Consider the following 25,782-nt stretch of genomic DNA (forward strand, 5'->3'; position numbering starts at 1 on the left):
GGACCGGAGCGGAGGAGGGGGCCGGGGCACACGGTCATGTGAGCCACTCTACCCGGGAATAGTTGACACGTCACCCAAGTTGTCGATAGCGTACTTGAAGCATCAACAAGTTCTTCCCGAGGAGCAAACCATGACCGCCCCCGCTTTCACCCTTTCGGACCTCTCCGGCGAGTACACGCTCGACCCGTCCCACACCCGCATCGGCTTCGTCGCCCGGCACGCGATGGTCACGAAGGTCCGCGGCGCGTTCAACGAGTTCGAGGGCAGCGCCGTACTCGACGGTGACAACCCGGAGAAGTCGTCGGCGAAGGTCGTCATCAAGGCCGTCAGCATCGACACCCGCAACGAGCAGCGGGACGGCCACCTGCGCACCAACGACTTCCTCGACCCGGAGACCTACCCGGAGATCACGTTCGTCTCCACCGGCGTCGTCGTGATCGACGAGAACAACTACGAGCTGATCGGCGACCTGACCGTCAAGGACGTCACCAAGCCGGTCACGATCCCGTTCGCGTTCGAGGGTGCTGCGAAGGACCCGTTCGGCAACGTCCGGGTGGGCTTCGAGGGCGCCGTCACGATCAACCGCAAGGACTTCGGCATCACCTGGAACGCCGCGCTGGAGACCGGTGGTGTGCTGGTGAGCGACAAGATCACGCTGGAGTTCGAGGTCTCGGCGATCAAGAACTCCTGAGCCGGGCGCGGGCGCTCCGACCGGAGCGCCCGCCCGCTTCACCACGGCAGGCGCCGGGCGGAGGATGGAGCCATGGAACCGAAGGTCGACGTCCGCCGGTCCGCGTCCCGTGACCGGACGAAGATCGCGTGGCTGGACTCGAAGCACTCGTTCTCGTTCGGCACGCACTACGACCCCGACAACACCCACCACGGGTTGCTGCTGGTCAACAACGACGACATCGTCCGGCCGGGCTTCGGCTTCGAGACCCATCCGCACCGCGACATGGAGATCGTGACGTGGGTGCTGCAGGGCTCGCTGGTGCACCAGGACTCGACCGGGCACTCCGGCGTCATCTACCCGGGCCTCGCCCAGCGGATGAGCGCCGGCCGAGGAATCCTGCACTCGGAGAAGAACGATGTCGCAGGAGCACGTGAGCCGGTGCGGTTCGTCCAGATGTGGGTGCTGCCGGACGAGTCCGGCATCGACCCCGGCTACGAGCAGCTCGAGATCGAGCACGAACTGCTGCGCGGCGGGCTGGTACCGGTCGCGTCCGGGATGGCTCGACACGACGCCGCGATCCGGATCCGCAATGCGTCGGCGGCGCTCTACGCCGCCCGCCTGGAGGCTGGCGGCTCGGTGCGGCTGCCGGAGGCTCCGTTCCTGCATTTGTTCGTCGCCCGGGGCAGCGTGACGCTGGAGGGCGGCGTGACGCTGGGGGGCAGCGGGCCGCTCGGCGAAGGCGACGCCGCCCGGCTCACCGCCACCGGTGGTCAGCGGGTGTCCGCGACCGAGCCGGCCGAGATACTCGTCTGGGAAATGCACGCCACGATCGCCGCATGAGGAGGCAACGATGACCGTTGACACGGCTGCGATCGAGAAGCAGCGCGCCCTGCTCCGAGACACCTACCTGCGCCCGGCCGATCAGCGCCCGGCGTCGTCGGCCCGCGGACTGCACCACACCGCGCTGATCAGCAGCAGCGTCGAGCGGACGATCTGGTTCTACCAGGATCTGCTGGAGTTCCCGCTGACCGAGCTGATCGAGAATCGCGACTATCCCGGGTCGTCGCACTTCTTCTTCGACATCGGGAACGGCAACCTGCTGGCGTTCTTCGACTTCCCCGGCCTCGACGTCGGCCCGTACGCCGAGGTGCTCGGCGGCTTGCACCACGTCGCGATCTCGGTGGACCCGGAGCGGTGGGAGTTCCTCGTCCGCAAGCTGTCCGACGCCGGCGTGGAGCACGTCGTCCACAGCGGCGTATCGGTCTACTTCCGCGACCCGGACGGCGCCCGCATAGAACTCATCGCCGACCCCCTAGGCGAGATGTACGGCCAACACGTCCTCTAGCGCACGTCAATGCGCCCGGCGGCAAAGCCGCCGGGCGCATTGCTGTTTCTCGGACCTGGAGCCCGCTCAGGACGGCGCCATCACATCTCGAGTTCGCGTTCGATTCGGGTGAGCTTGTGGCGAGCCAGCGCGAGGTTCGCGCGGCTCTTGTCGAGCATCAGGTAGAAGAACAGGCCCTTGCCCGACCGCGAGGTCACCGGGCGGATCACGTGGTACTGCGAGACGAGCGTGACCAGGATGTCCTCGATCGGCTCGTCCAGCCGCATGAGCTCCAGCGTGCGCATCTTCGCGCGGACGAAGTCGGTGGTGCCCGCCGCGATGATGTCGAGGTCGAGGTCGTTCACCGACGTGAGGGTGCCCAGCGGCATGCCGCTGTTGTAGTCGATGAGCGCGATACCCATCGCACCCTCGATGTTCATGGCTTCCTTGAGCGAAGCTTCCAGGTTCATGATGTGCGCTCCTGTTCGGGGTCGGTCGATCGGATGGGGGTTACTGCTGCCGCCGTTCGGTTCGGCGGCGGGTCTGGACGGCGCACCGGGCGCGGCCCGTGCGGGCGGCAGGACGCGTGGGGCGACGTACTCGTCGTCGACCGGCGCCGGGGCGAAGACCGGGTACTGGGCGTCGGCGTCGTACCGGTCGCCGCCGACACCCATCGCGTCGGCGCGCCCGACCGTGGCTGCTCCGGCCGCGGCTGATTCGGCCGTGGCCGCTTCAGCCGTGACGGCTTCGGCCGCGACCTGGGGGATCTCGGGATCCGACGACGTCGAGCGACGGCGGTGCCGTCCGCGAGCGCGGGACCACCAGCTGTTCGCGTTCAGCGCCAGCCACCCGCGGCGCCCTCCGCGGCGTCCACCAGCGAGCCGATGCGATCGGCCAGCGCCCGAGCCTCGAGGTGAAGACGACCGAGGTTGGACTCGGCCGTCGCGAGCACGGTCAGCACCGCGTAGGTGCCGGCCGCGTACGTGACGACGTAGCCGTACGAGCCGCGCACCAACGCTTCCTGGAACCGTCCGTGCCCGGCTTCCAGGGCGATTCGCTCGCTCAGTCCGAGCGTGGTCGCCGACAGCGCTGCCATGCCCTCCGGCTGGACCCCGTGCGTGTCGTGCGCGATCAGGAGTCCGTCCGCCCGGGAGACGAGGCTGCCCGAAACGTACCGAACCCGGTCGCGCAGGATTCGGATCTCGGTCAGCACTTCGTGCTCGACGTTGTCCACACGTCTCCTTCCCGGTTCGAGGGTGGGTCAGGAAAATTCTTGGAGGGCGTCACGGAACCGCCGTAGCGAGGAGAGCGTCGGCGGGTCCGCGTAGATCTCCGGCGGCGGCGACGGCCAGCGGGGGCCCGCGGTGTCATCCGCTGGGGCGGACGCCTCCGCGGGTTCCTCCGGCGGCCTGCCCTGTCGGCTCGGCCGCACGACGCGGCCGGGCCCGATCGGGGCGGTCCGCCGTGGCAAGGGCGGCAACGGCGTCAGCCCCCCACCGCCGGCCTCCGCCGCCCCGGGCCTTGGCGAGGCCGGCTGCGCCGACGCCGGCGGCGCGCGGTGGGGCAGAACGGCTCGGCCGTTTTTCGCTGCGGCCCCACCGATCGCCGGACGGTAGGCGGTCACGGCGGGACGCCCGGCCGCGCCGGACGCCGGAGAGTCGCTGACCCCCGGCGCTGCCGGACGGCCGCCGACCACGGGCGCCGCGCCGGTCGCGGAGGGTGGCTGCACCAGGCCGATCGCCGCCAGCCGCCGCACCTCCAGCAGCATCGCGAACCCGCCGCGCCCGAGCTGCCGGGCCAGGTCCAGCGGTGTTCGCCGCCCGTCGGCGTTGAGCAGCAACTCCCAGCGCAGGCCGTCCACGACAACTTGGTCGCGCGGCAACCGGGACGCCAGCACCAGCGGCGCCTCGTCGAACTCGGACGACGGGAAGGCCGTCGTGAGCAGCTCACGCCGGTGCGCGACCTCCCGCACCAGCCGCTCGACGTCCACGCGCAGCGCACCGCCGAACCACGACGTCTCGTCCGCGGCGAACCGCACCGACGTCGGCTCGGCCCCGAGCGCGAAGAACGCCGCGTCGAACAGCGCGCCGTTCACGCACAGCTCCAGCTCGCCCTGACTCAGGTAACCCTGCTCGACGAGGAGCGCGCCGACCCGGCCGGACGGAGCACCGACCGTGAGCACCGATTCCCAGACGTCCGTGGACAGCCGCCCGGACGCGGTGAGCACCGCACCGATGCCGGGCGCCGCCTCGGCGTCGATGTGCCCGACCCGGCCCTCGTGCAGGTAGAGCACCGCACCGCCGCCACCGGCCTCGACGTGCAAGGCACCGGTCGCGCCGAGCGTCGCGAGCTCACGCAGAGCGGTTTCGACCGCGCTCATCCGGCGCACCGCACCGAATTCACTGCAGCACCAGTTCGTCGGCGAGGCGGCGGAGTTCCAGCCGGGCCATCGCCAGGTTGCTCTGGTTGCGGTCGAGCCAAAGATGCAGGAAGAAGCGGCCGTCGAACGCGGTATGGACGAACCGCAGGAGGTCGTACCGGCCCTGGGCGGTGAGCACGATGTCTTCCCAGCGCTCGGTCTCCCCGGCCTGACCGACGGACCGCTCCGGGCCGACGAACGCCGAGTTGTCGCGGGCCGCCCGCACGACCTCGGTCGCACCGGCCGCCGCCGCCTCCGAGCCACCGTGGGGCCACTCGCCCACCGTGCCGACCACGAGACCGCTGGTGAAGTCGACGAGGTTCGCCCCGCGCGCGCCGGTGATCGCCATCGCACGCTGGAGACTCTCGTCAATTCCCGGCATCGCATGCCCTCCGTCACGGTGACACCATTCACCGCACCGGGTAAACGGCTATTTCCGCAGCAGCAGGCCCCACCACCGCCACCAACGGCCCCATCGAGCACCCTAGCGCGCAGTTAACGCTGCTTCCACTTGGCTTAACGAAACCCAAGGACTTGCACCCGATTTACACCACGGGATTACGAAGCGTTGCTCAGCGACTACGGACAGGCTTTATCGATCGAGTATTTTCGCGCTGGGTAGCGAATGGACCGGTGCCGTCCGGCAGCGTCGGCGATCCGTTCAGGTACGGTCCGGCCTGCGGCTATGCCGTCGCCCGGCGCCTCGTTCCGGCACGGCGGCGCCGGGTTCCCGATGCGGCCGCGCACTCCCGATCGGCGGGCAAGTGCTGCGGAAATCGACCGTCCAATCAGTACGGAATGGCTCGATGGTACGTCGATCCGGTGTCCCGGCATAACGTCACCCCGACGCGAGTCGGCGCCACGGAAGGGTGAGCGCTCGCTTTTCTACGACGTCCGGAAAGGCGTAGTTTCATTACGCTCCGAGAGCGGCGGAGCCCACCGGAATTCGGCCGTTGAATTGCGTCCGAATTTCGGGAACCTTTCCCGGCGCGACACGTTACTGGGGGCCAACCCTCCCCCGGCGGGTGTGCCCGCCCCCGGCGAATGTCCGTTCCGTACGCAAGGATGACGACGTGACCGCCTACCTCGCCCTGCTCCGTGGCATCAACGTGAGTCGTCATCAGCGGATCGCGATGGCCGACCTCCGAGCGCTCCTGACCGGGCTCGGCCACACCGACGTGGCGACCCACCTGCAGAGCGGCAACGCCGTGTTCCGGAGCAAGAAGAAGGATCCGGACGCGCTCGCCGCCGCGATCGAGTCCGCGATCACCGCCGAACTCGGCCTGACCGTCCGTGTCCTGGTACGCGACGACGCCGACCTCCGCCGGGTCGTCGAGGACAACCCCCTCGTCGACGTCGCGACCGACCCGTCGAAGCTGCTGGTCACGTTCCTCTCCGCGCCGACCGGCCCGGCCGAGCTGGACGCGGTCGACCCGTCCACCTACGCACCCGAGGTGATGGCGGTCGGCGAGCGCGAGGTCTACGTCTGGTATCCCGACGGCGTTCGTAAGGCGAAGCTGAACCCGCCGTTCTTCGAGAAGCGCTATCCGAAGGACGCCCGGGTCGCCGCCACCGCCCGTAACTGGAACACGCTCACGAAGCTGCTGACGATGATGACGTGAGGAGCCGCGCGCCGTTGTCGTGCAGCACGCCCCGGAGCCACTCGTCCCCGAGGTCGAGGCGGACCAGGCTGTCCACCTGGTGGGCGTACGGGTACGGGATGCTCGGGTAGTCCGAGCCGAGCACGATCCGGTCACCCAGGTCGCGCAGCCGGGGCCGCAGCGCCGGCGGGAACGGAGCCATCCGCTCGATGAAGTCGGTGAACGTCATCGTCGTGTCGAGGTGGACGTTCGGGTACTGCTCCGCCAGGTCGAGGAACTCGGCGTACTCCGGCTGCCCCAGGTGGGCGACGACGAGCGTCAGGTTCGGGTGCCGGGCGAGCACCGCACGAATCGGCCCCGGTCCGGTGAAGTTTCCCGGCATCGGTCCGTTGCCACAGTGGCAGACGACCGGTACGCCTGCGTCTGCGAGTTGCCCCCACACGTCGTCCAACTGCGGGTCGGTGGGGTCGTAACCACCCACCTGCACGTGGGACTTGAAGGCCCGCAACCCGTTCTCGAGTCCCGCGCGGACGTAGTCCGCCGCACCGGCCTCGGGAAAGAACGTGCCGGTCGGGACGCAGGTCGGGACGTTCTGCGCGAACTCCAGCGCCCACCCGTTCAGCCAGGCGGCCATTCCCGGCTTGTGCGGGTAGAGCAGCGCGGTGTGGGTCAGCACGCCGAGCTCCGCCAGACGTTCCAGGCGAGCCGGTTCGCCGAGCCGGTACTCGATCGGCCACTCGAGACCGACCGTTGACGGCAGCGAGTCGAAGAACGCCCAGACCTTGTGCAGGACGCGTTCCGGCATGAAATGTACGTGGATGTCGACGAAGCCCGGTATCCCGAGGTCGCGGCAGAAGCCCGGCAACTCGGCGTCAGTGAGAGGTGCCACGCCATCACTCTGCCCTCTGTGACGACCTACCGAGGCACGAGTGTCGGTAGGTCGTCACAGCGGGGGTCAGACCGCGTCGCGCAGTTCGCGGGAGACGACGTCGGTGTAGCCGGCTGCCCGCCAGGCCAGGATCGCCGCGCCGAGCCGTCCCGCAGTGCCGCCCAGCGGCGAGTTCGCGACGCTCGGCGCCGCCCGCCAGGCCAGCGCGCCCTGCAACTCGGTCCGCACCGGTCGGAGCAGCGTGTCCCCGGCCCCGGTCAGGCCACCGGCGAGCACGATGAGCGCCGGGTCGAGCAGGAGCGTGGCGGTGGCCAGCGCCAGCCCGAGCGCCTCGGTGGCCTCCCGCCAGACGCGCGCTGCCACGACGTCCGAATCGAGCGACGCGGCCACGTTCGCCGCGGTCGCACCGGCAAACGAGCCTCCGGCCGCCGCGTAGCGGCGGGCGATGCCCGATGCGGACGCGTAGACCTCCAGGCAGCCACGCTGACCGCAGGCGCAGTCCTCACCGTCCGGGTACACCGGCAGGTGACCGAGTTCGCCCGCGCTGCCGCCCGCGCCGGGCAGCACCTTGCCGTCCACGATCAGCCCGGCGGCGACGCCGGTGCCGAGCACGACGACCATCAGGTCCCGGGCGTCCCGGCCCAGGCCGATCTCGCTCTCGGCCAGGGCCGCCGCACGGCAGTCCTGCTCCAGCACGACCGGCAGGCCGACCTCCTCGGCCACCAGCGCGGCCAGCGGTGTGTCCCGGAAGCCCAGGTTGACCGCGTGCCGTGCGACGCCCGCAGCGGTGTCGACGATGCCGGGCACCGACAGGCCGATTCCCACCGTGCCCGCGTCGGCCAGGTCGCGGGCCGCGGCCCGCACTCGTCTCACCACTTCGTCGGTGCCCTCGGCCGCCCCGGTCGGGCGTTCGAGCAGCGTGATCTCTCGTCCGTCGGACGCCACCAGGGCGCCCTTGATCGTCGTCCCGCCGATGTCGAGAGTGACGACGGTCGGCGCTGAATTCACCGTCATTTGACCGATCCGGCGGTCAGGCCGCCGACGAGGTGCTTCTCGATCACGGCGAACAGGATGACGACCGGCACGATCGCGACGATCGACGCGGCGAACAACTGGTCCCAGTTCTGGTCGTAGCCGGTCACGTAGCTGTTGATGCCGACGGTCAGCGGCTTCTTGTCGTCGTCCTGCATCAACGTGAGCGCGACGACGTACTCGTTCCAGACCGCGATGAACGTGAAGATCGTCGCGGTGACGACGCCCGGCAGCGTCAGCGGCAGCATGACGCGGAGCATCGTGCCGACCCGGCCGTTGCCGTCGAGTTCCGAGGCCTCCTCGAGCTCGCGAGGCAGCGCGGCGAAGAAGCCGTGCATGATCCACACCGCGAACGCCAGGTTGAACGCCGCGTTCGTGAGGATCAGCGCCGCGTACGTGTTGACCAGGCTGAGCTCGAAGAACTCCCGGTAGATGCCGACGACCAGCGAGGTCGGCGCGAACATCTGGGTGACCAGCACCAGGAACAGGAACGCGGTCTTGCCGGGGAACTTGAAGCGCGCGGTGAAGTACGCGGCCGGGATCGCGACCAGGATGACGATCACGGTCGAGGCCAGCGACACCAGCAGCGACGTCTTCAGCCAGTTCTGGAAGCGGGAGTCGCCGAGGATCTCGCCGTAGGCGTCCAGCTGCCAGGTCTGCGGCAGGAACGTCGGCGGGCTGGCCAGCGCTTCGCTGCCCGGCCGGAGCGAGTCCAGCAGCATGACGATGTACGGCGCGAGGAACACCATCGCGACCAGCAGCCCGAAGATCGGCAACATCACCGGGCGCAGTCGGCGCCAGGTCAGGCTCATGTCTGGTCTTCCTCTCGCCACTTCACCAGCCGCAGGTAGAGCACCACCGCGACCAGGATCAGGAGGACGTTGAACACGCCGGCGGCCGCGGACATGCCGACGTCCCGCTCGGCGCTCTTGAACGCGAGCTTGTACATGAACGTGATCGTCGTGTCGTGGGTGTAGCCCGGGTTCCGGTCGTTCAGCGTCCAGACGATCGGGAACGAGTTGAACACGTAGATCATGTTCAGCACCGCCGAGACCAGCAGCGCCGGACGCAGCAGCGGCAGCGTCACCCGCCGGTAGGCCTGCCACGGGCTCGCCCCGTCGATCCGGGCGGCCTCGTGCACCTCGTCCGGGATCGCGTTCAAGCCCGCGAGCAGCACGTACGCGGTGAACGGGATCGAGACCAGGACGCCGACCAGGATCATCGACGGCATCGTCCAGCTGTCGTCGCCGAGCCAGTCGATCGGCTCGGAGATGAGGTGCAGCTTCAGCAGGAAGACGTTCAGGATGCCGTGGTAGTAGTCGAAGATCAGCGTGAACAGCCGCGCCGTGATGACCAGCGACGCCGCCCACGGCACCAGCACCGCCCAGCGCACCAGCCGTCGTCCGAAGAACTCCTTGGACAGGAACTGGGCGAGTCCGAGGCTGAGCAGGATCGTGATCAGCACGACCGCGGCCACCCAGATCAGGGTGTTCAGCAGGACGGTGCCCAACGCCGGGTGGCTCAGGACGTTCGAGTAGTTCTCGATGCCTGCGGAACCCCGTCGGAGGCCGGTGATCGAGTACTCGCCGGTCGATGCCCGGACCAGCTCGATCGCCGGGTAGATCACGACACCGAAGATCAGGACCAGGACCGGCCCGAGCCAGATCAGTGCCACCCACCACGGTGCGCGGCCGCGCGGCCGCGGTCTTTTTCTGGCCGGCGCACCCGCGCCCGGCGCACCGCCCTCCGGAGAGAGGGCGGGCGCCGGGCTTTCGGCGAGCGCGCCGGGCTGGGAGTCAGCCCGGGGCGCCATGTCAGCCGCCGGCTTCCGCGGTCTTCTGCAGGTCGTCCAGAACCTTCTTCGGGTCACCCGACGGGGAGACCGCGGTGCCGAGGTTCTGCTGGACGGCGAGCTTGATCTTGTCCCAGGCCGGGTCGTCGGTCGGGGTCAGGTGCACGTTCGGCAGCGTGTCCAGGTAGACCTTGAGCGATTCCTCGCTCGAGAACTCCTTCAGGCCCGACTCGGTCACCGGGAGGAAGCCCTCGGACTTGATCCAGGTGTTGACCTGGTCCGGCGAGTAGTAGAGCTCGTAGAACTTCTTGATGGCTTCCTGGTTGCCGTCCTTCTTGAACGCCATCAGGTAGTCGGTGACGCCGTAGGTCTGCGGCGGTCCGCCGTCCTTCGTCGGCATCGGGGCGATGCCGTACTTGACGTTCTTGTACTTCGTGTCCAGGTCGCCCTGGAGCGGGCCGAAGCCCACGATCATGCCGGCCTTACCGGAGGTGAACAGCGGGAACGCGCCGTCGGTCCGGTTGGTCTTGCCGGGGTTGTTCTGCGTGACCTTCTCCTTGGCGGAGAGGTCCTTGAGGAACTGCAGGGTCTCGACGTTCTTCGCGGAGTTGATCGTCCACTTGCCGTCGGTCTTCCAGTCGCCGCCGTTGTTGAACATCCAGATCGAGTACTCGGCCTGGGCCTCCTCCGGGCCGAGCGGCTGGGCGTAGCCGATCGTGCCGTTGCCGAGGGCCTGGACCTTCTTGGCCGCGGTGACGAACTCGGCCCACGTCTTCGGCGGGTTCGTGATGCCGGCCTTGGCGAACAGGTCCTTGTTGTAGAACAGCGCCCGGGCGGACGAGAGGTCCGGGAAGCCGTACATCTTGCCGTTGTACGTGCCGCTCTTGACGAACGCGTCGATCAGGTCCGACTTGACGTCGCTGGTCAGCACCTCGTCGGAGTTGTAGAGCAGGCCGTCCTTGGCGTAACTGGCGTACGCGTTGAGGTTCAGGATGTCCGGCGGGTTGCCGTTCTGAACCATCGTGCTGGCCTGCTGGTCGATGTCGTTCCAGCTGATGATCTGCAGGTTCAGCTTGACGCCGGTCTGCTTCTCGTAGGTGGCCTTGAACGCGTTCCAGAAGGTCGCCGTGTGGTCCTTGCTGTACTCGGCGATGACGACCTTGATTTCCTTGGCGCTGTCACCGCCGCCGGAGTTGTCCGCGTCGTCGGCACCGGTGCCACCGCTGCACGCGGCCAGGCCCAATGCCAGCGCGGTCGCACCGGCCAGACGCGCGAACCAGCGCGTCTTGCCTCTTGCACCCATGCGTGTTCCTCCTGAGGGTGGGCGCTCGTGAGAGCACCCGGGTGGGGGTTCGTGGGACTACCGCGGGCAGCGCTGCCGGGTTATTAACGAATGGATCGTTAGTATCGCGTGGGTGTGACGGCCGTCAATCAGTCGACGGGGACGTGACCGAGTCGTTATCGCTCGTCGAGACACGAACCGGGCTGTGTTTCGCGACGGCGACGTAGCCGTTAAGCGTCGGGGCGCGGGCGGCGGGCCGGGCGAGTCAGGCCTCGGGGCGCGGCTCCGGGCCGCGGGCCGGGCGCCGGCCCGGCGCGTCAGGCGTCGGGGTGGGCCAGCAGGCGCGCTTCGACGTGGTCGAGGGCGCGCCGGACCGCGCCGAGCGCCACCGCGTCGCTGCCGAGATCAGACAGGACCAGGCGGGGTGAGGTGAGGATCCGCGGACGCAGGTGACGCTCGATCGCGGCGAGCAGCGTCTCCCCCGCCCGGGAGAGGCCCCCGCCGATGATCACCTCGCGCGGGTCCAGCACCAGCAACATCGCGGCCAGACCGCGCGCGAACCGCCCGGCGATGCGGTCCACCACCGCGAGCGCCGTCGGGTCACCCTCGGTGGCCGCCGCGAACACCGCCGCCACCGCGTCCGGGGACAGCAGCGCGCGGGGATCCCGCTCGGTGAACGCGTGCGCGGCATCCGCCAGTTCGGCGATCGCCTGCGTACCGACCATCCGCTCGAACGCGCCCCACTCGCTCACGCCGCTGGTCCCGCCGCCGACCAGCGGCAGCGGGTCCGGCGCGTCGGGCTCGGAGAACACGTCGGCGAACCCGATCTCACCGGCCGCGCCGTGCGCGCCGCGGTACGGCTTGCCGTCGATGAGGATTCCCGCGCCGATCCGGACGCCCCAGTGCACGAACACCAGGCTGTCGCTGCCGACGGCCGCACCGCACCACCGCTCGCCGAGTACCGCGAGGTTGATGTCGTTCTCGATCAGCACCGGGCCCGGCGTGAGCGTGTGCAACTCGTCCATCACCGGCAGGTGAGCGAGGCCGGGTATGCCGGGCGCCAGGAGCACCTCGCCGCTGGTCTCCTCGACGATGCCGGGCGTACCGACCACGATCGCCCAGACGTCCTCGCCGGTCAGGTCGGCCTTCGCCAGCGCTTCGACGATCGTGTCGCGTACCGACTGCAGCAGTCGCGCGCCGGTCGCACCCTCCCCGATCGTCACCTGGCGGGACGCCACGACCCTGCCGGCGAGGTCGGCCACCATCGCGATCACCTTGTGCGACCCGACGTCGACGCCGACGACGTGACCGACCTCGGCGCGGAACCGGATCCACTGCGCCGGTCGGCCCATCGAGACCTGCGCGGTCTCGTCCACGTCCGCCACCAGGCCGGCGTCCCGCAGCTCGGCGACCGCCCTGGTCACCGCGGGCCGGGAGAGTCCGGTCGCCTGCATGAGGTCGGCCACCCGGGCCGGTGAGTGCTCCCGCACGGCCCGCAGCACGGCGCCAAAATTGATCTGCCGCAACACGTGCGGGCCCCGGGCGGACTCGTGCGGCTGCACCGTTCCCTCTTCTCTCCTGGCGCGGATACCTCAACGTAACCTGGCGGAGCGCGCGGCCGTCAGCTCGACCGCGGGTGCCATGTCACATTCAGCGCTCGCGGGCTCTCTCAGGAGGCGACCACAACAGGAGGCCGCCCGATGCCCGATCCCACCGATGTCTTCGTCGACCACCGCGAGCTGCTGTTCTCGATCGTCTACGGACTGCTCGGCAGCGTCGCCGATACCGAGGACGTGCTCCAGGAGACCTGGCTGGCCTGGGCCAGCCGCCCGGCCGACACGCCGGTCGAGTACCCCAAGGCGTACCTGGTCCGCGCCGCGGTGAACCAGGCGCTGGCGCGGCAGGCCACGATCCGGCGCCGCCGGGAGACGTATGTCGGCCCGTGGCTTCCCGAGCCGCTGATCAGCACCGACGCCGCCGATGCCGCCGTATTGCGGACCGAGTCGCTCTCACTCGCGCTGCTCGTCGTCCTGGAGACTCTCAGCCCGGCCGAGCGCGCGGTCTTCGTGCTGCACGAGGTGTTCGGTTATCCGCAGGCCACGATCGCCGAGATGCTTGACCGCTCACCGGCCGCGGTGCGCCAGCTCGCGCACCGAGCCCGCGAGCACGTCCGGACGCGGCGTCCGCGGTACCCGGCCGACCAGAGCGTCCGGGAGGCCGTCACCGAACGGTTCGTCGCGGCCTTGCGCAGCGGGGACCTGACCGCGTTCCTGGAGTTGCTCGCGCCCGACGTCACGCTCTGGACCGACGGCGGCGGCAAGGCGCGCGCCGTGCCCCGGCCGGTCACCGGCCGCGACGCCGTCGCCCGCGTGCTCGCCACGATCGGAACGCGCTACCCGGACCGCTTCGGCGTCGAGTATCGGCTGGTCAACGGGGATCTCTCGCTGTTGCTGCGGGCCGACGGCGCACCGTTCGGGGTGATGGTGCTCGACCTGACCGACGACGGTTCGATCCCCGGCGTCTACACGATCACCAACCCGGACAAGCTCACCGGGGTGCGCTCGTGAAGATCCTGGTGTTCGGCGCCAACGGTCCGACCGGCCGCCGCGTGACCCAGCAGGCCCTCGACGAAGGCCACGAGGTCACCGCGTTCACCCGGCGCGCTTTCCCCCGGCGGCACGAGCGGTTACGCGTCCACACCGGCGACGTCCACGACCCTGGATCCGTCGACGACGCGGTCGCCGGTCAGGACGCGGTCATCTCGGCGCTCGGCGTCCCGTACACGCGTAAGCCGGTCTCGGTCTACTCGCGCGGCGGTGCGCACATCGTCGCGGCCATGGAGCGGCACGGCGTCCGCCGGTTGGTGTGCGTGACGTCGACCGTCACCGGCTCGGATCACGTGCAGACCGGCGGATTCGTGTTCAACCGGATCCTGCAGCCGTTCCTCGTCAACGTGGTCGGCCGCACGGTCTACGCGGACATGGCCGCGCTGGAGGCGGCGGTCCGGGCCAGCGATCTCGACTGGACGATCGTCCGGCCCTCCGGGCTCTATGACGCCGACGAGGTGACGGCCTACCGCGTCGGCAAGGATCACGTCGAGGGCCGCTTCACGTCCCGCGCGGACCTGGCCGACTGCCTGCTGCGACAGGTCACCGATGACCAGTACGTCCGCGCGGCGATCGGCGTCGTCACGGTTGTGGGGGAACCGAGCATCGCGACGTTGATCTGGCGCGAAGCGTTCAAAGGAGGCCGTGGAGCGCGCGGGGCGAGGTAACGGAAGGCACGCGATCCCGAGCGGCCGCTCCGAGATGAAACGCGGATCGGTCCAGCCCTGGCTGGACCGATCCGCGTTTCATCCGCGCCGAAGGTGGGGCGCTGGGTTTACGGGACCATCCAGGCCAGCACCGCAGTGGATTGGAGCCAGCTCAGCAGGCAAATTCCGGCGAGGAACACGACGCTCCACCCGACGACCCGGCGGAAGATGTCCCCCTCCGAGTTCTGCAGCCCCACCGCCGCCGCCGCGATCGCGAGGTTCTGCGGCGAGATCATCTTGCCGAGCACGCCCCCGGAGCTGTTCGACGCCGCCATCAGCGTCGCCGACAGGTCGGCCCGCTCCGCCGCGGTCACCTGCAACGCGCCGAACAACGAGTTGGACGACGTATCCGAGCCGGTGACCGCGACCCCGAGCCATCCGAGGATCGGCGAGATCAGCGCGAACAGGCCGCCGGCCCCGGCCATCCAGGTCCCCAGCGTCACGGTCTGGCCCGATGCGTTCATGATGAACGCCAGGCCCAGCACCGTCATCACGGTCAGGATCGCCCACTTGAGCTGGTCCAACGTCACGCCATACGCCCGCAGCGCCCGGCCGACCGAGACCTTGAGCGCGAGCATCGTCAGCAACCCGGCCACCAGCATCTGCGTGCCGGGCGTGGTCAGCCAGTTGAGCTTGAACGCGACCAGCGAGAGCTCTTCGCCACTGGTGTTCGTGAGGTTCAGGCCTGGCCAGCTGATCGTCTGGGTGGCGCGCTCGAGGAACTCCTTGACCGGCCCGATCTGGCACACGACAAAAACCGCGATGATGATCGCGTACGGCGCGTAGGCCCGCGCGATCTCAGCCCGCGTATCCGGTAACGCCGCCGCTCCCCCGGAATCCTCGACGGGTTCGCGCTCGGCGTCCCGCCCCGCGGCGGTGGGCGTGCGCGCGTCGTCGCGTTCGTCGTCGGCGTCGTCGGAGCCCTGACCCGGCCGCTCGGCGGCCAGCGCCTCGGCAGTCACCGGGTTCGCGATCGGACGCCACACCCGCACGATCCCGACCAGCGCCGCCACCGACAGCAGCGACGCCACCACGTCGGCCAGCGGCACCGAGATGAAGTTCGACGTGACGTACTGCCCGATGCCGAACGTCGCACCGCACACCAGCGCGAACACCCACGTCTCCCGCAGTCCGCGCGCTCCGTCCACGATGAACACCAGCACCAGTGGCACGAAGATCGCCAGGATCGGAGTCTGCCGCCCGACCATCGCCCCGAGCGTGTCGCTGCTGATGTCGGTCACCGTGCCGAGCGTCAGAATCGGCGTGGCCATCGCCCCGAACGCCACCGGCGCGGTGTTCGCGGTCAGCGCCAGCACCGCCGATTTCAGCGGCGAGAACCCGAGCGCCATCAGCATCACCGACGTCACCGCGACCGGCGTGCCGAACCCGGCGAGCGCCTCGATCAGCGCGCCGAACGAGAACGCGATGATGATCGCCTGGATCCGCCGGTCGTCGCTCACCCGCGTGAAGCTGCGCCGCAACACGTCGAAGTGGCCGGTCTCGACCGTGATGTTGTAGACCCAGATCGCGTTGATGACGATCCAGAGAATCGGGAAGAACCCGAACGCCGCCCCTTCGGACGTCGCGAGCAACGCCTGTCCGGCCGGCATGCCGTAGACGCCGATCGCCACCACGAGCGCGACCGCCAGCGCGATCAGCGACGCCAGCCAGGCGCGCATCCGGAAGACGCCGAGCAGGATGAACAGGACGACGAGCGGGATCGCCGCGACGAGCGAACTCCACGCGAGCGAATTGGCGACGGGGTCGAGCACCTGTTGGTACACGTGGCCACCTCCCCGGAGAGGTTCCTCTCCGTGCCGGCCCCCCGTCGGACAGCTGTGGTCATCCGATGATCGCGCTACCCGATGCGGAGCGCGACTAATCCGTCATCACTCAGTGAGACCGTTTTTGTCCCGATCAGGTCACGCACCACGCGACCCTGCTCAGCGGCGCCGCCGCGGTTAGGCGTTGAGGCGGCGGTAGACCGGGGCAAGTTGCTTGTGCAGCGTCTTGTAGATCGCGAACACGTCCTCGTAGGCCTCGTGCGCCTTCGCGTCGGGGGCGAAGATCTCGTCGTTGCGGGCCAGGTCCGCGATCTCCGGGAACGTGACCAGCCCGGCGCCGACCGCCCCGATCCACCCCGCGCCCCGGGCGTTGACCGCGACCGGCCGGGCGTCTCGCCGGATCTCGACGCCGAGGACGTCGGCGAAGATCTGGCACCACGCGTCCGACCGCGCACCACCGCCGGTGATGACCAGCGACGTCACCGGCGCACCGAGGAACTTGTTCACCGCACCGGACAGCCACCGGGTGTTGAACGCGACGCCCTCGAACACCGCACGCAACAGATCGGAGCGGTTCGTGTCCAGCGAGATGTTGAAGAAGCCGGCGCGCAGCTTCGGGTCGTCGACCGGCGCACGCTCGCCGTAGAGCCACGGCGTGTAGAGGACGCCGTTCGCCCCGGCGGGCACCGTCGGCAGGATCCGGTCGAACGCGTCGAAGATCGACCCCTCGTCGCGGCTGATGTGACCGGCCCCGACCAGCGGATCGTCGTACTCCACGACCTTGTCGCGCAGCCAGGTGAGGTTCGCGCCGGCGGTGGCCTGCAGCGCGGTCATCAGATACCGGTCGGGCACCGCACAGGGCACCGACGCGATCTGCGCGAACACGTCGGTCTTCTTGCGACGGACGTGCGCGGCGATCCACGACGACGTCCCGAGGTACAGGTGCGGCTGGTTGTCAGCGACGGTGCCGGCGCCGACCGCGGCCGCGGTGTTGTCGATCGCGCCGGCCACGACCTGCACCCGCAGCGGCAGCCCAAGGTGCGCGGCCGCGCTCGGGGACAGCTCGCCGATCACGTCCGTGCAGGCGACGATCGGCGGCAGCTTGTCGCGGTCGATGCCGCTGTCGGCGACCAGCGCGGGCGAGTAGCGGATCTGCGCCGGCCGCCGGTTGTCGGTGACCCACGACGTCAGGATCGAATCGACGGTCGCCACCGTCCGCCCGGTGAGCTTGAGGTTGATCCAGTCGAGCACGTTGAGGAACGAGGCGGTCCGCTCGTAGATCTCGGGCATCTCGTCGCGCACCAGCAGCATGTGCGCGGCGGGGTCCTTGCCGGTCGTCGACGGCATGCCGCCGGTCAGCCGCAGCCACCGGGCGATGCGACGCACCGAGATGCCGTCGACCGCCGGAAACCCGCCGAACTGCTTCTTCAGGTGGGACGCGCCGCGCATGTCGAGCCAGGTGATGCACCGGCTCAACGGCTCGCCGTCGGCGTCTACCGGGATCGTGCCCTCGCCCTGCGTCGAGGAGCAGACCGTGGTCACCGCACGCAGGTGATCGGGGTGCGAGCGGCCGAGCGCAGCCACCACGTCGGCGAGCGCGTTCCACCAGTCGTACGGGTCCTGTTCGGCGCCGCCGCCCGGCAGCACGTGCAGCGGCACCTCACGCTCGGCCCAGCCCGTCACGGTGCCATCGGCGGCGACCAGGGCCGCCTTCATGCCCGACGTCCCGAGGTCGATCGCGAGCACCTGCGGCTCGATGCTCAAACGCCCTCCACCAATGCGAAGACCTGGTCGAACCGGGCCAGCGCGTCGTCGATCACCTCGTCGGTGTCGGCCATCGACGTGTACATCCGCGAACCGGCGAGCGTAATGATGCCGTGCGCGGCGTACGCCGCGCTCATTTCTTCCATCAGCCGCTTACGCGGCTTGTTCTCCTTCAGCAGCTTCACCGGGTGACGCATGTCGAGCAACATCACGCCACTGCACTCCAGGTGGACGATCGACCCCTGGTTGTAGACGACGTAGGGCAGGCCGTACTTGTCGACGATCCGCTGCAGACCACGGGTGAGCCGGTCACCGGCGCGCCCGGCGAGTACCGGGGCGTTGGTGCGGGCCATCTCCTCGATCGCGAAGTAACCGGCGGCGCAGGACAGCGGGTTCGCCGACAGCGTGCCACCGACCTGGACGTGCGAGCCGTTCTTGCCGTCCAGCCCGGACCCGAACACCGCCATGACGTCGGCCCGGCCGCCGACGCCGCCGGCCATCGGGTAACCGCCGGAGACCGCCTTGCCCAGCACGGTGAGGTCGGGGGTGACGCCGAAATAGCCGGACGCCCCACCGAGCCCGAGCCGGAACCCGGTGACGACCTCGTCGAAGATGAGCAACGCGCCGAACTCGTCGCAGAGCTCGCGCACCTTGGCGTTGTAGTCGTACGGCACCGGCCGCGTGCCGGACTCCGGGCCCACCGGCTCGACGATGACCGCTGCGGTGCCACCGCGCAGCCGGTTCTCGATCAGCTTGCGCTTGAGCAGCCCGAGGTCGTGCGGGAACGCCTCGCGCGTGCTGTTGGTGGCGCCGAACGGGATGCCCTTCGCGTTCATCCGGTACGTGCCGGGCACCCGCAGGCCGTAGACCATCGTGTCGGACCAGCCGTGGTACGCACCGCCGACCTTGATCACGACGTTCTTGCCGGTGAACGCGCGGGCGCCGCGCACCGCGGCCATCACGGCCTCGGTGCCGGAACCCAGTGACCGGTACATCTCGATGTGCGGCATGTACCGGTTGATGATCTCGGCGAGCTTGAGCTCGTATTCGTGGAACAGGCCGGTGACCGGGCCACTCGCCTTGATCACCTCGGCTACCCGCTCGTTGACCGGCGCGTAGTTGCTGCCGAGCAGTGTCGGGCCGCCTGCCTGCAGGAAGTCGATGTACGTGTTGCCGTCGCGGTCGGTGAGGTAGGCGCCCTCCGCCCGGTCGATCGCGAGCGGGAACGGGTAATTGAACGCCAGGTTGTGCTGGACGCCGCCGGGGATCCGGAGTTTGGCCCGGTCGGTGATCTCCTTGCTGGCCCGGCACTTCGTCTCGAAGTAGTTGAGGACGTCGTGCATCGCGTCGTGCCGGAGGCCGCGAACCGGCTGCGCTACCAGCGCCTTGAGCCGCCGCATCGTGTCGTCGACGTCGGGATAGGTCGTGATCGCGTAGCCGAGCGCTGCGGATTCCGCCCCAATTGGTTGCGGGACGTCGTCCGCAGCGGTTTTGTCGTTGGTCGTGACGGATGCGGCCGCACCCTCGGCCGGCGTCGCTGACGGGGCCGCGGCCGGGTCGTCGCCCGCAGCGGATCCGAGGTCGGTCGCCGCGGCGACGACCGCGGCCAGGCCGGGCTTGCTGTCGGCAGCTCCGGGGACGGCCTCGGCGGGCACCGGAGCGGCCACGGTCGGCGCGGGGACGGCCACGGTCGGCGCGGGGACGGTCGTCGGAGCTGAGCCGGTGCCGGCCACGGCTCGGCGGGCGGCCTCGGCGACGCTGGGCAGCGACTCGTCCGTGGGGACGCGAAGGGGCTCCACCGCTGCGGTGATCTGGGCGGCGATCCGCTTCTCGTCCTTGCGGAGCTTGGTGAACGCGATCTCGCGGATCGCGTCCGGGATCGTGTAGACCTTCCCGGCCTCGGTGGTCAGCGCCAGCAGGTAGGCCAGCGACACCTTCTCCAGCAGCGCCATGTTGAACACCGCACGATCGGGGTCGGTGCCCAGCGCGATGATGCCGTGGTTGGCGATGATGAACGCGTTGTCGCCGCTGGCGACCTTCTTCTGCACCTTCCCGGCGAGGAAGCTCGTGCCCGACGGCGCGTAGGGGATGATCGCGACCTTGCGCCCGAGGAACCGGACCTGCTCGTCGGTGAGCGCGGGGATCTCCCGGCGGAGGAACGCCAGCGCCGAGGCGTACGGCTGGTGCGTGTGCACGATCGCGTTGACGTCGGGCCGCTCGCGGTAGATGTTCGCGTGCATCCCGCACTCGATCGACGGCGGCAGACCGGAGCCCGACCCCGGCAGCGGCTTCCCGTCGAACCCGACCAGGCTGATGTCCTCGGCGCGCATCCGGTCGTAGTCGTAGTTGCTGGGCGTGACCGCGTAGCAGTCGTGGCTCGGTACGCGGACCGAGACGTTGCCCTCGGTCGCCTTGAGGTAGCCGCGCTCCAGCATCGTGCGGCACATGTCCACGACGTGCTGGCGGGAGGTGCGGTGCTCCATGGGGACTCCCGGAACTCAGAGGCGGGCGATCACCTGACCATCGTGGCGGCCCCCACCGACAAAATCTCCGTTCCCGAACAAGCGAGAAATCGGGCACGATTTGTCTCGTGGTGATAATCCTGGCGCCGTGGCGGCGCCTTCCGCACGATCTTGCGCCTGCCGTGCGTCCTCGGCTGGAGGAGACCGTGCGGGAGATCGTCGATGCGGTCACCGCGACGTCTCCCGCGTTCAGCGCGATCTCCGACCCGAAGTTCGAGCGGGACGTACGGACCGCGGTCACGGTTGCGCTGGAGCGATTCCTCGACCTGGCGGGCACCGACGAGCCCGCGCTGCCACCGCGGTCCCGCGAGGTCTTCGCGAGCCTCGGCGCCGCGGAGGCACGGGAGGAACGAGGGCCGGATGCGCTGCTCGCGGCGCTGCGGACGGCGTCCCGATTGATGTTGCGGAAGTTCAGCGAGGCCTTGGCCGAGCTACGGCCGGTGAGCGCCGCGGAGCTGATCGACCTGTCGGACGCGGTGACCGCGTTCGTGGACGAGCTGTCGGCAGGCAGCACCGAAGGATACGGTCGCCAGCTCCGCGAACAGGCCGGTGAGGGCGACCGGCGTCGGCGTCAGTTCGCCGAGCTGCTGCTCCGCGGCGGGACGGCGGAGAGCGTGGTCGGGGCCGCGGCGACCACGATCGGCTGGCCTCCGCCGGAGGAGATCGTGCCGGTGCTCCTGCCGCTGGACCAGGCGCGGGATGCCCGATTCCGGTACGGGTCGGAAGGGATCGTGGTCGAGCGTTCCCGCGACGCCGTGCTGTTGTTGCGGAGTTCTCCGGCGCCGGACGCACTGCACGGGCGGGGCGCCGTCGTCGGACCACCGCTGAGCTGGGACCGCACCCCGGAAGGCGTGCGGCTGACCGAGCTCACGGCGGAATTGGTGGGCACCGGCGCCGAGCCGGTGTTCGTCGAGGAACACCTGGCGACGCTCGCGTTGCGCGGTGAGCCGGCCGCGCTGGCGGTGCTGGCCGCGCGTCGGCTGGCGCCGCTGCAGCACCTCCGTCCGACGCAGCGCGACCGGCTGCTCGACACGCTGCACAGCTGGTTGCTGCACTGGGGAGCGCGCAACGAGGTGGCCGCCGAGCTGTTCGTGCACCCGCAGACGGTCAGCTACCGGTTGAAGCTCCTGCGGGAGCTGCTCGGGGGCACTTTGGACGATCCACAGCGGCGGTTCGAGCTGCTGCTCGTGCTGTCGTCGCGGTGAAACTCGGTTGGCGCCGTTGACGGTGAGTCATAAAGTTCGCGGATGTGAGCACGACCACCACCACCCAGGCCCGCAACCGGACGACGCTGCTCAACCAGCTCGTCGCGATCGAGAAGAGCGTCAAGGCTCGTGCCAAGGACGCGCAGACGACGATCCACCAGCAGATGCAGCGCGGTTCGCTGGAGGCGGCTCTCACCGGTCTGATCCGGACCTACCGGCCGATCGACGACGAGGGCGTCCGGCTCCCCGACGAGCGGACCCGCGTCCAGGTACACGTCGACGAGCTTCTCGACGAAGCGGCCCGCACGCTGTCCCGCCTGTTCGACGTCACGGCGAGCAAGGACGAGACGAACGCGCGTGCCCGCGGCGACATCGTCGTCGACGGCGAGACGATCGCGGCGCAGGTGCCGGTCACGTTCCTGATGACGCTGGAGAAGGAACTGATCGACTGGCGCGGCGTCGTGGCCAAACTGCCGGTTCTCGACATCGCCGACGTCTGGACCCGGGACGCCGACGCGGGTGCCTATCGGTCCGATCCGCGGGAGACGACCCGCACCGCGAAGGTCCCGCGGGTGCAGGTGCTCTACGAGGCCACCGAGAAGCACCCGGCGCAGGTCACCTCGTACAACGAGGACGTCGTGGTCGGTTTCTGGACGACCGTGAAGCTCTCCGGAGCGATCCCGGCCGGCCGGAAGGCGACGCTGCTCGACCGCGTCGACAAGCTCATCGCAGCCGTTCGGATGGCGCGTGAGCAGGCGAACATGGAGGAGGTTGTGGACAACCCCCTCGGTGCCGCACTGACCGGATACCTTCTGCGGGACTGACCCAGAGCTCCCCGCTGGCGCGCGGGGTACCGGCCGCAAAAGCCGGAGAAGCTGAGACTGAGATTGAGGCTGACCAGGGCAGATGCGCCCGCCTTCAGGTTGAAGCTCTTGCGCCAAACTGAATATCGCCTCGGGCCGTCCGACACCATGTACGCCGGCTCACTCGCTGAGAGTCCGGGTTCGAATCCCGGTTCCGCCTCCACCACGGCGGAATGGCTCAACGGCAGAGCGCAGCGAATCAGGCTGACCGGCGCCGACGGTGACGGAGGTCGTCAACGCGAGGCGAGAGTTGTAGCGCAACGGAAGCGCGCATCCCTTCAGAGGATGAAGTGCGGGTTCGATTCCCGCCGACTCCAACGTGGCTCGACACCACGTTCAGGCCCCGGGGGACGGGTAAAGCCCCCGGGGCCGCCACATTTCTGAGTAGCACTGCTCAAGACGCCGGCGTCGCTGGTCCGGACCATTTGGCCATGACCACGACTCCTCCGCGCAAGACGACTACCGCGTTCTTCGTCCAGTCCGGGATCTCGTTCGGGGTCGCCGTGCTGGCCGCCGGCTTCGCCGTCCTCAACCTGCCGGTCGGGCCCTGGCCGCGAGCGTTCCTCGCGCTCAGCCTGCTCTACCTCGTGACGTCGACGTTCACGCTGGCCAAGTGCGTCCGTGACCAGCAGGAGGCGACAGCGGTCGTAAGCCGCGTCGACCAGGCCCGGATCGACAAACTGCTCGCCGAGCACGACCCGTTCGCCACGAACGGATAGGCGATCAGCGCTCGCGGGCGATCAGCGTGTCGAGCATGCCGATGATCCGGTCGACGCCACCCTCCAGAGCGCTCAACTTGAGCCCGTGCTCCGCCAACACCCGGCCGTGCTCGTCCAGCTTGGCTTCGATCGCGTTCAGCCGCCCGGTGTGCTCGCTCTGGGTGAGATGCAGCGCTTGAAGCATCTGGCCCTGCGCAGCTTGCCGAGTCTTGATCGTGGCCAGATCACTCTCGATGGACATTCGGAAGCCCGTCTCCCTCTCGGCTCGGTCCTCCAGGGCAGTGACTCGACGATCTAATGCCGCGAGCGCATCCAGAACTTCGGTCGTCATCAATCCTCCCAGAACTCGATCTCCTACGCGATGGCGACTCTACACTCATTCCTACGAGCCAACAAATAGCGGTAGACCTGGCGGGCATAGCGGATCCAATGCTGCGAAAAATGCCAAATTCGCCTCGCAACGGGCCACAATCGACGGTGCGGTCGAACCGGCCCCCGACCCGGCGAGCCGGTTCTCTCTCATCGAGGAGGGCGGCATGCAGCGACGCATTCCACCGGCGACCCGACCCCCACGACGGCGACCCCACCGGGCTGTCGTCCTACTACTCGCACCCCTACTCACGTTGTCCTCGGCGGCGTTCACCGACGTCGCGAAGGCCGTGCCCACGACGGCGCCCGCGGTACCCGCCGCCGTGCCGTACCTGAACCCGCGCTTACCGGTCGAGCAACGCGTCGACGACCTGATCCGGCGCATGACGCTGGACGAGAAGATCGGCCAGATGACGCAGGCCGAGCGGGCCGCCGTCGCGGACGCACCGACCCGGATCACCGACTGGTATCTGGGCTCGATCCTGTCCGGCGGCGGTTCCACACCCACCCCGAACACCGCGGCAGCCTGGGTGTCGATGGTCAACACGTTCCAGCGGAACGCGCTGAACACACGGCTGAAGATCCCGATGATCTACGGGGTCGACGCGGTGCACGGCCACGGAAACCTGCTCGGGGCCACGGTCTTCCCGCACAACATCGGCCTGGGCTCGACCCGGGATCCCGGGCTGGTGAAGCGGGTCTACGCCGCCACCGCGGCCGAAACGCGGGCCAGCGGTGTCCCGTGGAACTTCGCGCCGTGCATCTGTGTCACCCGCGACGAACGGTGGGGACGCAGCTACGAGAGCTTCGGCGAGGATCCGCGGCTGGTCACCGAGATGACGACCGCGATCGACGGCCTGCAGGGCGACGACCCCAGCCGGCCGGACCGGGTCCTCGCCACCGCGAAGCACTACGCCGGTGACGGCGACACCGAGTACGGAACCGGTGAGGGCGACTTCACGATCGATCAGGGCATCACGGTCACCAGCCGGGCCGACTTCGCCCGGATCAACCTGGCGCCGTTCGTCGCCGCCATCCGCAAGCACGGCGTCGGCACCGTCATGCCCTCGTTCTCCAGCGTCGACTGGACCGAGGACGGCGTCGGCAACCCGGTGAAGATGCACGCCAGCCGCGAGCTGATCACCGGCGAGCTGAAGGGTCGGATGCGGTTCGACGGGTTCGTCATCTCCGACTGGGAAGGCATTCACCAGATCCCCGACCCGTCGGTGCCCGCCGGCGCACCCCGCCCCACTGCGGCCCAGGTCCGGATCTCGGTCAACGCCGGCATCGACATGTTCATGGAGCCCAACACCGCCCCCCAGTTCCAGCAGCTGCTGAAGGCCGAGGTCACCGCCGGCCGGGTCAGCCAGGCCCGGATCGACGACGCGGTCCGCCGCATTCTGCGGACGAAGTTCCGGATGGGACTGTTCGAGCGCCCCTACGCCCCGGCCGACCGGATCGACGTGATCGGCAGCGCCGCACACCGGAAGCTGGCGCGCGACGCCGTTGCCAGGTCGCAGGTGTTGCTCAAGAACAGCGGCAAGGCCCTTCCCTTGCGCAAGAACGCCCGGATCTACGTCGCCGGCCGCAACGCCGACAACATCGGCAACCAGGCCGGTGGCTGGACGATCGACTGGCAGGGCCGGTCCGGCGACGCCATCCCCGGTACGACGATCCTGGAGGGAATCCGCGAGGTCGCACCACAGGCGCGAGTGACCTACAGCGCGGACGCGTCCGCTCCGATGACCAACTCCGACGTCGGCGTCGTCGTCGTCGGGGAGACGCCCTACGCCGAGGGGTTCGGTGACGTCGGCGGGCCGATCTGGCAGACCGGTACACCCGAGCAGCGGGAGCCGAAGCTGCTGACGCTGCAGCCCGGCGACCGCGCGGTCGTCGAGAAGGTCTGCGGTGCGGTCGGCACCTGCGTGGTTCTGCTCGTCTCGGGCCGGCCGCAGGTCGTCACCGATCAACTCGGGTCGATGGACGCCCTGGTGGCCTCGTGGCTTCCCGGCAGTGAAGGCGCCGGCGTCGCGGACGTCTTGTTCGGGCAGCGACGATTCACCGGCCGGCTGCCGGTGAGCTGGCCGCGCAGCGTCGACGCGGTGCCGGTGAACGTCGGCGACGCGACGTACCGTCCGCTGTTCCCGTACGGATGGGGGCTGCGGACCTGAGCCGGGTGGACGGTGACCGCCAGGACGCCCGTCCGGCGGTCACCGTCAGGCACCCCGTGC

24 protein-coding genes are annotated in these 25,782 nt (G+C 69.3%); 10 read left to right on the forward strand and 14 right to left on the reverse strand.

Annotated elements, in window-relative coordinates:
- The first annotated feature begins 130 nt into the window (after positions 1–130).
- From BUB75_RS17335 to BUB75_RS17345, 3 genes are all read left to right on the forward strand, one after another.
- Positions 131–691, forward strand: coding sequence for a YceI family protein (locus BUB75_RS17335; protein ID WP_073258307.1), 561 nt, complete (start codon positions 131–133; stop codon positions 689–691).
- Between the two features lie 72 nt (positions 692–763).
- The gene (locus BUB75_RS17340) at positions 764–1,513 is read left to right on the forward strand and encodes a pirin family protein (protein ID WP_073258309.1); all 750 of its coding nucleotides are present in this window, start codon (positions 764–766) and stop codon (positions 1,511–1,513) included.
- Between the two features lie 10 nt (positions 1,514–1,523).
- On the forward strand, positions 1,524–2,018 hold the full coding sequence (locus BUB75_RS17345) for a VOC family protein (RefSeq protein WP_073258311.1): 495 nt from the start codon (positions 1,524–1,526) through the stop codon (positions 2,016–2,018).
- A gap of 80 nt (positions 2,019–2,098) precedes the next feature.
- On the opposite strand, the gene BUB75_RS48505 is transcribed toward BUB75_RS17345, so the two are convergent.
- From BUB75_RS48505 to BUB75_RS17365, 4 genes are all read right to left on the reverse strand, one after another.
- A complete protein-coding gene (locus tag BUB75_RS48505) occupies positions 2,099–2,470 on the reverse strand; it encodes a hypothetical protein (protein WP_073258536.1) in 372 nt (123 codons plus the stop codon).
- 362 nt (positions 2,471–2,832) lie between these two features.
- On the reverse strand, positions 2,833–3,231 hold the full coding sequence (locus tag BUB75_RS45230) for a roadblock/LC7 domain-containing protein (protein WP_073258313.1): 399 nt from the start codon (positions 3,229–3,231) through the stop codon (positions 2,833–2,835).
- A 27-nt stretch (positions 3,232–3,258) separates the two neighbouring features.
- Positions 3,259–4,377 carry a DUF4388 domain-containing protein gene (locus tag BUB75_RS17360; RefSeq protein ID WP_073258315.1) on the reverse strand — a complete coding sequence of 373 codons (1,119 nt, stop codon included), beginning with the start codon at positions 4,375–4,377 and terminating at the stop codon, positions 3,259–3,261.
- Between the two features lie 19 nt (positions 4,378–4,396).
- On the reverse strand, positions 4,397–4,798 hold the full coding sequence (locus BUB75_RS17365; protein WP_073258317.1) for a hypothetical protein: 402 nt from the start codon (positions 4,796–4,798) through the stop codon (positions 4,397–4,399).
- A 691-nt stretch (positions 4,799–5,489) separates the two neighbouring features.
- Here BUB75_RS17365 and BUB75_RS17370 point away from each other — a divergent pair.
- A complete protein-coding gene (locus tag BUB75_RS17370; protein WP_073258319.1) occupies positions 5,490–6,038 on the forward strand; it encodes a DUF1697 domain-containing protein in 549 nt (182 codons plus the stop codon).
- On the opposite strand, the gene BUB75_RS17375 is transcribed toward BUB75_RS17370, so the two are convergent.
- The 6 genes from BUB75_RS17375 to BUB75_RS17400 all read right to left on the reverse strand — a co-directional run bounded on the left by BUB75_RS17375 (position 6,010) and on the right by BUB75_RS17400 (position 12,574).
- Complete coding sequence (locus BUB75_RS17375) at positions 6,010–6,906, reverse strand: amidohydrolase family protein (protein ID WP_084741352.1); 897 nt, start codon at positions 6,904–6,906, stop codon at positions 6,010–6,012. The two genes, BUB75_RS17370 and BUB75_RS17375, sit on opposite strands and share 29 nt — an antisense overlap.
- A 66-nt stretch (positions 6,907–6,972) precedes the next feature.
- The gene (locus BUB75_RS17380; RefSeq protein ID WP_073258321.1) at positions 6,973–7,920 is read right to left on the reverse strand and encodes an ROK family protein; all 948 of its coding nucleotides are present in this window, start codon (positions 7,918–7,920) and stop codon (positions 6,973–6,975) included.
- On the reverse strand, positions 7,917–8,750 hold the full coding sequence (locus tag BUB75_RS17385; protein ID WP_073258323.1) for a carbohydrate ABC transporter permease: 834 nt from the start codon (positions 8,748–8,750) through the stop codon (positions 7,917–7,919). The genes BUB75_RS17380 and BUB75_RS17385 overlap by 4 nt, the downstream gene beginning before the upstream one ends.
- Positions 8,747–9,613, reverse strand: a complete 867-nt coding sequence (locus tag BUB75_RS17390) for a carbohydrate ABC transporter permease (protein WP_073258325.1) — start codon at positions 9,611–9,613, stop codon at positions 8,747–8,749. The genes BUB75_RS17385 and BUB75_RS17390 overlap by 4 nt, the downstream gene beginning before the upstream one ends.
- 139 nt (positions 9,614–9,752) lie before the next feature.
- Complete coding sequence (locus BUB75_RS17395; RefSeq protein WP_073258327.1) at positions 9,753–11,033, reverse strand: extracellular solute-binding protein; 1,281 nt, start codon at positions 11,031–11,033, stop codon at positions 9,753–9,755.
- Positions 11,034–11,329: 296 nt separating this feature from the next.
- Positions 11,330–12,574 (reverse strand): ROK family transcriptional regulator, encoded by a 1,245-nt coding sequence (locus BUB75_RS17400; protein WP_073258329.1) that lies wholly within the window; start codon positions 12,572–12,574, stop codon positions 11,330–11,332.
- Between the two features lie 138 nt (positions 12,575–12,712).
- Between BUB75_RS17400 and sigJ the strand changes: the two genes are divergently transcribed.
- On the forward strand, positions 12,713–13,579 hold the full coding sequence (sigJ, locus tag BUB75_RS17405) for an RNA polymerase sigma factor SigJ (protein WP_073258331.1): 867 nt from the start codon (positions 12,713–12,715) through the stop codon (positions 13,577–13,579).
- On the forward strand, positions 13,576–14,286 hold the full coding sequence (locus BUB75_RS17410) for an NAD(P)-dependent oxidoreductase (RefSeq protein ID WP_073258334.1): 711 nt from the start codon (positions 13,576–13,578) through the stop codon (positions 14,284–14,286). Before sigJ ends, BUB75_RS17410 begins: the two co-directional genes overlap by 4 nt.
- Before the next feature lie 107 nt (positions 14,287–14,393).
- On the opposite strand, the gene BUB75_RS17415 is transcribed toward BUB75_RS17410, so the two are convergent.
- The 3 genes from BUB75_RS17415 to BUB75_RS47140 form a co-directional block, all read right to left on the reverse strand.
- Complete coding sequence (locus BUB75_RS17415) at positions 14,394–16,109, reverse strand: L-lactate permease (protein WP_073258336.1); 1,716 nt, start codon at positions 16,107–16,109, stop codon at positions 14,394–14,396.
- A 177-nt stretch (positions 16,110–16,286) separates the two neighbouring features.
- Positions 16,287–17,873, reverse strand: a complete 1,587-nt coding sequence (locus BUB75_RS17420) for a xylulokinase (protein WP_073258338.1) — start codon at positions 17,871–17,873, stop codon at positions 16,287–16,289.
- Positions 17,870–20,356, reverse strand: coding sequence for an aminotransferase class III-fold pyridoxal phosphate-dependent enzyme (locus BUB75_RS47140; protein ID WP_218617576.1), 2,487 nt, complete (start codon positions 20,354–20,356; stop codon positions 17,870–17,872). Before BUB75_RS47140 ends, BUB75_RS17420 begins: the two co-directional genes overlap by 4 nt.
- A gap of 107 nt (positions 20,357–20,463) precedes the next feature.
- On the opposite strand from BUB75_RS47140, the gene BUB75_RS17435 reads away from it, so the two are divergent.
- The 3 genes from BUB75_RS17435 to BUB75_RS17450 all read left to right on the forward strand — a co-directional run bounded on the left by BUB75_RS17435 (position 20,464) and on the right by BUB75_RS17450 (position 23,182).
- Positions 20,464–21,600, forward strand: coding sequence for a helix-turn-helix domain-containing protein (locus BUB75_RS17435; RefSeq protein WP_073258340.1), 1,137 nt, complete (start codon positions 20,464–20,466; stop codon positions 21,598–21,600).
- Positions 21,601–21,644: 44 nt separating this feature from the next.
- Positions 21,645–22,424, forward strand: coding sequence for a DUF7873 family protein (locus BUB75_RS17440; protein ID WP_218617577.1), 780 nt, complete (start codon positions 21,645–21,647; stop codon positions 22,422–22,424).
- Between the two features lie 470 nt (positions 22,425–22,894).
- Positions 22,895–23,182, forward strand: coding sequence for a YiaA/YiaB family inner membrane protein (locus BUB75_RS17450; protein WP_073258341.1), 288 nt, complete (start codon positions 22,895–22,897; stop codon positions 23,180–23,182).
- Between the two features lie 4 nt (positions 23,183–23,186).
- Here the strand turns inward: BUB75_RS17450 and BUB75_RS44270 are convergent, their stop codons facing one another.
- Entirely contained in the window at positions 23,187–23,513 is a 327-nt protein-coding gene (locus tag BUB75_RS44270; RefSeq protein WP_073258342.1) for a hypothetical protein, read from the reverse strand.
- A 205-nt stretch (positions 23,514–23,718) separates the two neighbouring features.
- On the opposite strand from BUB75_RS44270, the gene BUB75_RS17460 reads away from it, so the two are divergent.
- Complete coding sequence (locus BUB75_RS17460) at positions 23,719–25,722, forward strand: glycoside hydrolase family 3 protein (protein ID WP_178379891.1); 2,004 nt, start codon at positions 23,719–23,721, stop codon at positions 25,720–25,722.
- Positions 25,723–25,782: the final 60 nt, after the last annotated feature.

It is taken from the genome of Cryptosporangium aurantiacum, assembly GCF_900143005.1.
Lineage (GTDB): Bacteria > Actinomycetota > Actinomycetes > Mycobacteriales > Cryptosporangiaceae > Cryptosporangium > Cryptosporangium aurantiacum.

Excerpts from the sequence above, each read along its gene's own strand:
- BUB75_RS17335 (WP_073258307.1), top strand. The coding sequence starts at position 131 with ATGACCGCCCCCGCTTTCACCCTTTCGGACCTCTCCGGCGAGTACACG.
- BUB75_RS17340 (WP_073258309.1), top strand. The coding sequence starts at position 764 with ATGGAACCGAAGGTCGACGTCCGCCGGTCCGCGTCCCGTGACCGGACG.
- BUB75_RS17345 (WP_073258311.1), top strand. The coding sequence starts at position 1,524 with ATGACCGTTGACACGGCTGCGATCGAGAAGCAGCGCGCCCTGCTCCGA.
- BUB75_RS17360 (WP_073258315.1), bottom strand. The coding sequence starts at position 4,377 with ATGAGCGCGGTCGAAACCGCTCTGCGTGAGCTCGCGACGCTCGGCGCG.
- BUB75_RS17365 (WP_073258317.1), bottom strand. The coding sequence starts at position 4,798 with ATGCCGGGAATTGACGAGAGTCTCCAGCGTGCGATGGCGATCACCGGC.
- BUB75_RS17380 (WP_073258321.1), bottom strand. The coding sequence starts at position 7,920 with ATGACGGTGAATTCAGCGCCGACCGTCGTCACTCTCGACATCGGCGGG.
- BUB75_RS17385 (WP_073258323.1), bottom strand. The coding sequence starts at position 8,750 with ATGAGCCTGACCTGGCGCCGACTGCGCCCGGTGATGTTGCCGATCTTC.
- BUB75_RS17395 (WP_073258327.1), bottom strand. The coding sequence starts at position 11,033 with ATGGGTGCAAGAGGCAAGACGCGCTGGTTCGCGCGTCTGGCCGGTGCG.
- sigJ (WP_073258331.1), top strand. The coding sequence starts at position 12,713 with ATGCCCGATCCCACCGATGTCTTCGTCGACCACCGCGAGCTGCTGTTC.
- BUB75_RS47140 (WP_218617576.1), bottom strand. The coding sequence starts at position 20,356 with ATGGAGCACCGCACCTCCCGCCAGCACGTCGTGGACATGTGCCGCACG.
- BUB75_RS17450 (WP_073258341.1), top strand. The coding sequence starts at position 22,895 with ATGACCACGACTCCTCCGCGCAAGACGACTACCGCGTTCTTCGTCCAG.
- BUB75_RS44270 (WP_073258342.1), bottom strand. The coding sequence starts at position 23,513 with ATGACGACCGAAGTTCTGGATGCGCTCGCGGCATTAGATCGTCGAGTC.
- BUB75_RS17460 (WP_178379891.1), top strand. The coding sequence starts at position 23,719 with ATGCAGCGACGCATTCCACCGGCGACCCGACCCCCACGACGGCGACCC.